Below are 5,695 nucleotides of genomic sequence, written 5' to 3'. Positions count from 1 at the left end.
CGCGTCATCCCCGGCTTCATGATCCAGGGAGGCGAACCGGAAGGCACCGGCGCCGGCGGACCGGGCTATACCATTAAAGGAGAGATCGCGGCGAACAACGTGGACAACCAGCTGCTCCATACGCGCGGCGTCCTGTCCATGGCGCGGAGAGCCGACGGCAACGATACCGCAGGCTCGCAGTTTTTCATTATGGTAAAAGATAGTCCGCACTTGGACGGCCAATACGCCGCGTTCGGCAAGGTCGTGTCCGGCATGGAGACGGTGGACGCGATCGTCGCATTGCCAACCGAGGACCCGGAACGTCCCAAGCAGCCTCCCGTCATGAAAAAGGTCACCGTGGACACGAAGGGCGTCGACTATCCAGAGCCGGAAAAGGTTTCAGAGTAACGGCCTTTAGGAGGGGCAACGCATAGAAGACCGCCGGGAGATTCTCCCGACGGTCTTCTGTTTATATAACGCTATTTGGCGATGCTGACGATGAGCAGGACGGCGAATAGCGCGATGATCGTCATGACGAAGTAGAAAAACCATCTCATCGCCGTCGGCATGGTGCCCAGATCCGCCCGGCGCGAAGGGACGCCGACGATTCGATTCATATGATCGGTCACGTCGTTAAAAACCAGGTTCTCCTCGGCGTCTTCCCTCTTGACCTCGGCATGCGTCTCGTGCGTTCGATCCTTGCTCATCGGTATCCCTCCATATTCGCTATTGAATCGGATGTCCTCCGTCGGCCAACGTCGCCTAAGTCGTCTGCAGGAAACAAATAAGCCGGACTCGCGAGTCCGGCTGCATATCTATATCGCACGACACGATCCAATTCCGGGAGGGGCTCCGATCAAGAACGGCGGCCGCCTCGTCCGCCACGCTTGGATTCTGTGCTCTTCTTCAGGTTGGAGATGCGTTCTTCGCTATCCTTCAGGAAGCGGGATACTTTGTCCTCGAAAGTGGCGCGGGTCGGTCCTCCGGGTCTGAAGTTCCTGCCTCCGCGATCGCCTCCGCCGCCGCGAGGTCCACGCGGGGGGTATTGCTGTTGCTGTTGTTGCTGTTCTGGCGGTTTGTCGACCGCTTGCCGGATCGACAGCCCGATCTTCCCGTCTTTGTCCACGTTGATGACTTTGACGGTGACGGCATCGCCCACTTTAAGGTGGTCCTTGACGTCCTTAACGTAGCTGTCTGCGATCTCGGAGATGTGCACAAGGCCCGTAACGCCGCCGGACAAGTCCACGAACGCTCCGAAATGCGTGATGCCGGTTACTTTACCTTCTAATTTGGAGCCCACTTCGATGGCCATAAAAACCGAATTTCCTCCCTGAAGAAAGTGTGCCGAGATCCTAGCGGCTTCAAAACGATAAGTCCGGCTGTGCTGATTATAACCGATCTAGAAAAGCAAGGTCAACCGACGTCCGCCCTTACGGGGCTTGGCCTCGCAGATTTCTCAAGGGCTCTTCGGCTCGACGAGGATGGATTGCTCGCCGGGACGGATCATTCCCTGCTGTCTGGCAATCTGTCCGATATACTCATCGTCATGCAATCTGACGATCTCCTTTTTCAGCGTCTCGTTCTTCTGCTGGACTGCGGACAGCTTGGTCTTGACGTCGCGCAGCTGCGTAGAACGCTCGGCCGTATGCTGCTGTTGAACGACCAAGGTGTAGACTGCCCAGCTCATGAACAAAATAACGAAAACAAGGAGGAGCTTGAGACGTCTCTTCAGTCCGACCGAAGCCGGGGTGTTCGGTGTCGTACGGGTTGGCATTCGGCCTTTCCTCCCAGCAATCTCTTGCGCACACGCGATCGAATAAGTGTACTAATTATAGCACAATCCCGATCAGCTGAAATATCCTTCTTGCGTCATACTTTGCAGACGGATCATGTCGATTCATCTCCGGGACCGGGCTTGTCGGGAGGATCATTGGGTCCTCGCAAAACGCGCCATACTTCCTTTACCCGCGCCGCCACTCGCTGAAACAGCCGGCTTGCACGATTGAACTGTTTGCGAACCGGCAGCAGCCTGTCCCACAGCCAACGACCCGGCGGTCCGAGCGGTCGCAGGAGCAGTTTGGCCAGCCACAGCAGCAGGGCTGCCGTGACGACGAAAACGGCGTCAAGCAGGCTCGCGAGCGTGCGCACGATCCAAGTCAGCGGAACGATCAGCAATATCCGCACGATGCGCCAGAGGAGCAGCCCGAGCTTGCGCAGCGTCTCGAATATCCAGCCTGCCGCCCGCAGCACATGCGAGCTGAACAAGCCGAAGTAGGCGCACACGCCGATGCCGATGCCAAGGAACACGTAAAGACGGACTTCGCCATAATTGATGCCGAGCAGAATGCGGAACACGATCAGCGTAGCGGCGACCCAGTAGAGAAGATCGATGACGGGGAGCAGCCAGCGGCGGAAATGGAGACGAACGGCAGCGGCCCGATAAATATCGAATACGGTCCCCATGCCGAGCCCGCACAGGATCATCGCGCCGATCGTCGACCAATGGACGGCCGCGTTCACCGGAAGAGCTTTCCGAGCAGGCCCTTCGACTTGGCGGCGGCTTTGCCGTCCAGGTAGACGAACGAGTCGATCGCGCCCTCGATCGTCACGAGCCCCTGCTCCAGACTTAAATTTTTCATATGAAGGTTATGCCCGCGTACCGCGAGCGGCCCGCAGGACGTGTCCAGCAGAAACTCCTCGCTGTCGAAGCTCTCGACCTGGCTCACGCCCGTGATGTCCATTAATTTGCGGTTTTGCAGACGAACATCCTGCACCTTGCCGCTCTTTCCCTGGTCCATGGCGCGTCCCTCCTTTAGATGAGACTAGCATATGGGCCTGTACGGGGAATTAGAACGGACATGCCGGGAGAATGCGGGCGGGCATAAAAAAATCCTCTATCCCCGGACGGGAGATAAAGGATATTCAGAGGAACAAGTCGTCGCTCTCGCGCTTGCGCACTTCTTCTTTGACGATCGTGTAGAGGCCTTCGGCGTCTTCCTTCTTGGTCGACTCGAGCAGCTTCTCCACGCGGACCGTGAGAATGCGCTGGCCGTACTGAATCTCGAGCTCGTCGCCGATCTTCACGTCGGCGCTGGGCTTGGCTTCGCGCCCATTGAGAAGGACGCGTCCCTGATCGGACACGTCCTTCGCGACGGTGCGCCGCTTGATGAGCCGGGACACCTTCAGGAACTTATCGAGACGCATCGATTACTTGACTGCGTCCTTCAGCTTGTTGCCGGCTTTGAACGCAGGAACCTTGGAAGCGGCGATCTCGATCGTCTTGCCCGTTTGCGGGTTGCGGCCAACGCGGCCGGAACGGCTGCGCGTTTCGAACGTGCCGAAGCCGATCAGTTGAACTTTGTCGCCGGATGCCAGCGCGTCGGATACTTCGCCCAGGAAGCTGTTCAGTACGTTTTCTACGTCCTTCTTCGTCAGGCCGCTTTTTTCGGAGATGTTGTTGATCAGGTCTGTCTTGTTCATGGTTAATATTCCTCCCGTAAATGGAAATCCGAATTTGGGTTGGCGCTGTTCGCCATCGAATCTTGTTGTTGACGCAAAAGCACGAAGGTTACTATTCTTCGCCTGCCGATAAAATCCTGCAAATTCCGCGAAAAATTATTCGAAAAAATGCGGAAAAGCGCGGTCCTGAGCGAAAAATAGCGCCTTTGAACTAGTCGGCAGCGTGCTTAGCCTCTTGCCACCAACCTTCCATCTCTAGTAAATCAGTCTCGTCAAACTTGCGGCCGCTTATACTTAACTGCTTTTCGATATAGCGAAAACGCGCGGCGAACTTGCGATTCGTGCCTGCGAGCGCCTCCTCGGGGTCCGCATGGATGAAGCGGGACGCATTAACGACCGCGAACAGCAGATCACCGAACTCTTCCTGCTGGCGCTCTTGCGATTCATCTCTCACCGCCGCTTTGAGCTCTTCCAGCTCTTCGGCGATCTTGTCCCACACGCCTTCGAGATCCGGCCAGTCGAAGCCGACGCCCGACGCCTTCTTCTGAATCTTGTGCGCGCGCGGCAGCGCCGGCAGGTCCTTCGGAATGCCGTCGAGCAGCGACACGCGCTCCGGGCGTCCCTTGAGCCGCTTCTCCTCGGCCTTCATGGCTTCCCAGTTGCGAAGCGCCTCTTCGGCGTCGCCGGCGTTCTCGGTGCCGAAGACATGCGGGTGGCGGAAGATCAGCTTGTCGTTCAGTTCGGCGAGCACGTCAAACACGTCGAACGCCCCCGTCTCCTCCTCCATCTGACTGTGCAGCAAAATCTGCAGCAGCACGTCCCCGAACTCTTCCTTCATCCCGTCCGGATCGTCGAGATCGAGCGCTTCGATCGCCTCGTACGTCTCTTCGATGAAATTGCGGCGGATCGACTGGTGCGTCTGCTCGCGATCCCAGGGACAGCCCTCGGGGCTGCGCAAGATCGACACGATCTCGTGCAGCCGCTCGAACGAGCGCCGCTGAAGCCGGGGATCTTCGCTGGCCGGCACGTAGACGAGCGTCAAGTTGCCGTAGCTTGCCTGGCGGTCCAGCTCATGGAGCGGAATGCGCGCGATGCGCTCCTCCCCCGCAATGCCCAGCGCCTGCCCGAGCACGATCTCGTGATCGTCGGGGTAGACGCCCATCAGCGTGAGCTTGACGTCAGAGGCGGTATAAGCGTCGTAAACCTGGCCGACGACGGTATGCAGCGACGGGCGCAGATGCTCGCGCTTCAGGCTTGCGGCGTCCAGCAGCTGGAAGCCCTCGATCGGGTCGAAACCCAGCCGCACGAAAGCCTGGTCGAGGAAGCTCTCTCCGCCCAGAATGTTCAGCGAGACGCCTCGCGCTTCCGATCGCTGACGCAGCAGCTGCACGGTGCGCTCCGCAACCATCGGATGGCCAGGCACGGCGTAAACGACCGTCTGCTCCGGATTGGCGACCGCTTGGTTAAGCAGCGTCTCAGCGATGTCCTCGTACACTTGCTCGAAGCTGTCGCTGCGCTCGTACAGTGCGTCGAACGGCTCCATCGCGATGCCGCGCTTCGCAAGATCCGTCACGGCCGGGTGGTCCGCGGTGCGGCAGTAGCGGATGCCGGCGGACTCCAGCGACTTCAGGATGCCGAGCGTCAATTGATCCTCTCCGCCGGAGCCAAGCCCGACGACGATGATGGATGGGGGCATACGATACTCATCCTTTCCGGTGCTCGAAGGTCGATAAGCCAGTATAGGTTTAAACTGGGGACGAAGTCAAAATGCGGGGCGGACCCGCCGTTTGCGCTATAGCGGCGTCAGGACCGTTATTTGCTTTTCAGACCTGGCGCTTGCACATGGTTGCTTTTTTCCGTTTTAACGGTATCCCCTTGGATCAGGAAGCCTTGGTCCAAAAGCGTCGCCCTGAACGAAGGGGATACCGCAGGTTTGGTGAAGAGCACGGAGGATGAACCAGCTTGTAACGGAACGGCGCCTGATCTAAGGGGATAGCGTTCAAATGCCGTGCCGATGCGGGCGACAGCGGGTGCGAGATGCTAGCGGGAGGGCGGCGGGCCGCCGGGGTCGGCCGCAGTCTCGCCTGCTCGGCGCGAAGCGGGCTGCAGGCGGAGCAGCCAGCGCTCGGCGCGCGAATCGGCGACGCCCGGGAGCGCGCGCCATTCGCGCGGGCCGGATCCCGCGTCGCGGGCGTGGATGAGGATGGGGAGACGCGCATCATGGAGCTGGAGGGCCACCCCTTTTTCTTCGGCACGC

Annotated in this window: 9 protein-coding genes and 1 pseudogene; 2 read left to right on the top strand and 8 right to left on the bottom strand. The window is 59.2% G+C overall.

The window, feature by feature from the left end; all coding sequences use genetic code 11:
• Nucleotides 1-387 (top strand): peptidylprolyl isomerase (locus KVT38_RS35020; protein ID WP_254639613.1); only part of this gene is annotated, 387 nt, incomplete at its 5' end.
• Between the two features lie 71 nt (nt 388-458).
• Here KVT38_RS35020 and KVT38_RS27690 read toward each other — a convergent pair.
• The 8 genes from KVT38_RS27690 to yabN form a co-directional block, all read right to left on the bottom strand.
• A complete protein-coding gene (locus KVT38_RS27690; RefSeq protein ID WP_217597023.1) occupies nt 459-686 on the bottom strand; it encodes a hypothetical protein in 228 nt (75 codons plus the stop codon).
• Between the two features lie 149 nt (nt 687-835).
• Nucleotides 836-1,291 carry a S1 domain-containing RNA-binding protein gene (locus KVT38_RS27685; protein ID WP_217596990.1) on the bottom strand — a complete coding sequence of 152 codons (456 nt, stop codon included), beginning with the start codon at nt 1,289-1,291 and terminating at the stop codon, nt 836-838.
• Between the two features lie 144 nt (nt 1,292-1,435).
• Nucleotides 1,436-1,753, bottom strand: a complete 318-nt coding sequence (locus KVT38_RS27680) for an FtsB family cell division protein (RefSeq protein WP_217596989.1) — start codon at nt 1,751-1,753, stop codon at nt 1,436-1,438.
• 113 nt (nt 1,754-1,866) lie between these two features.
• Nucleotides 1,867-2,499, bottom strand: a complete 633-nt coding sequence (gene yabQ / locus KVT38_RS27675; RefSeq protein WP_217596988.1) for a spore cortex biosynthesis protein YabQ — start codon at nt 2,497-2,499, stop codon at nt 1,867-1,869.
• On the bottom strand, nt 2,496-2,777 hold the full coding sequence (gene yabP, locus KVT38_RS27670; protein WP_217596987.1) for a sporulation protein YabP: 282 nt from the start codon (nt 2,775-2,777) through the stop codon (nt 2,496-2,498). The genes yabQ and yabP overlap by 4 nt, the downstream gene beginning before the upstream one ends.
• Nucleotides 2,778-2,901: 124 nt before the next feature.
• Nucleotides 2,902-3,183, bottom strand: a complete 282-nt coding sequence (locus KVT38_RS27665; RefSeq protein WP_217596986.1) for an RNA-binding S4 domain-containing protein — start codon at nt 3,181-3,183, stop codon at nt 2,902-2,904.
• Nucleotides 3,184-3,186: 3 nt separating this feature from the next.
• On the bottom strand, nt 3,187-3,459 hold the full coding sequence (locus tag KVT38_RS27660; RefSeq protein WP_090117831.1) for an HU family DNA-binding protein: 273 nt from the start codon (nt 3,457-3,459) through the stop codon (nt 3,187-3,189).
• A gap of 190 nt (nt 3,460-3,649) precedes the next feature.
• Nucleotides 3,650-5,134, bottom strand: a complete 1,485-nt coding sequence (gene yabN / locus KVT38_RS27655) for a bifunctional methyltransferase/pyrophosphohydrolase YabN (protein ID WP_217596985.1) — start codon at nt 5,132-5,134, stop codon at nt 3,650-3,652.
• A 341-nt stretch (nt 5,135-5,475) separates the two neighbouring features.
• Here yabN and KVT38_RS27650 point away from each other — a divergent pair.
• Nucleotides 5,476-5,695, top strand: a pseudogene (locus KVT38_RS27650) (hypothetical protein); the annotation flags it as partial.

Origin of the sequence: Cohnella sp. GbtcB17, from assembly GCF_019091135.1 — a bacterium.
Lineage (GTDB): Bacteria > Bacillota > Bacilli > Paenibacillales > Paenibacillaceae > Cohnella.
This window is presented reverse-complemented; position numbering and strand designations above follow the sequence as displayed.

Excerpts from the sequence above, each read along its gene's own strand:
- KVT38_RS27690 (WP_217597023.1), bottom strand. The coding sequence starts at position 686 with ATGAGCAAGGATCGAACGCACGAGACGCATGCCGAGGTCAAGAGGGAA.
- KVT38_RS27685 (WP_217596990.1), bottom strand. The coding sequence starts at position 1,291 with ATGGCCATCGAAGTGGGCTCCAAATTAGAAGGTAAAGTAACCGGCATC.
- KVT38_RS27680 (WP_217596989.1), bottom strand. The coding sequence starts at position 1,753 with ATGCCAACCCGTACGACACCGAACACCCCGGCTTCGGTCGGACTGAAG.
- yabP (WP_217596987.1), bottom strand. The coding sequence starts at position 2,777 with ATGGACCAGGGAAAGAGCGGCAAGGTGCAGGATGTTCGTCTGCAAAAC.
- KVT38_RS27665 (WP_217596986.1), bottom strand. The coding sequence starts at position 3,183 with ATGCGTCTCGATAAGTTCCTGAAGGTGTCCCGGCTCATCAAGCGGCGC.
- KVT38_RS27660 (WP_090117831.1), bottom strand. The coding sequence starts at position 3,459 with ATGAACAAGACAGACCTGATCAACAACATCTCCGAAAAAAGCGGCCTG.
- yabN (WP_217596985.1), bottom strand. The coding sequence starts at position 5,134 with ATGCCCCCATCCATCATCGTCGTCGGGCTTGGCTCCGGCGGAGAGGAT.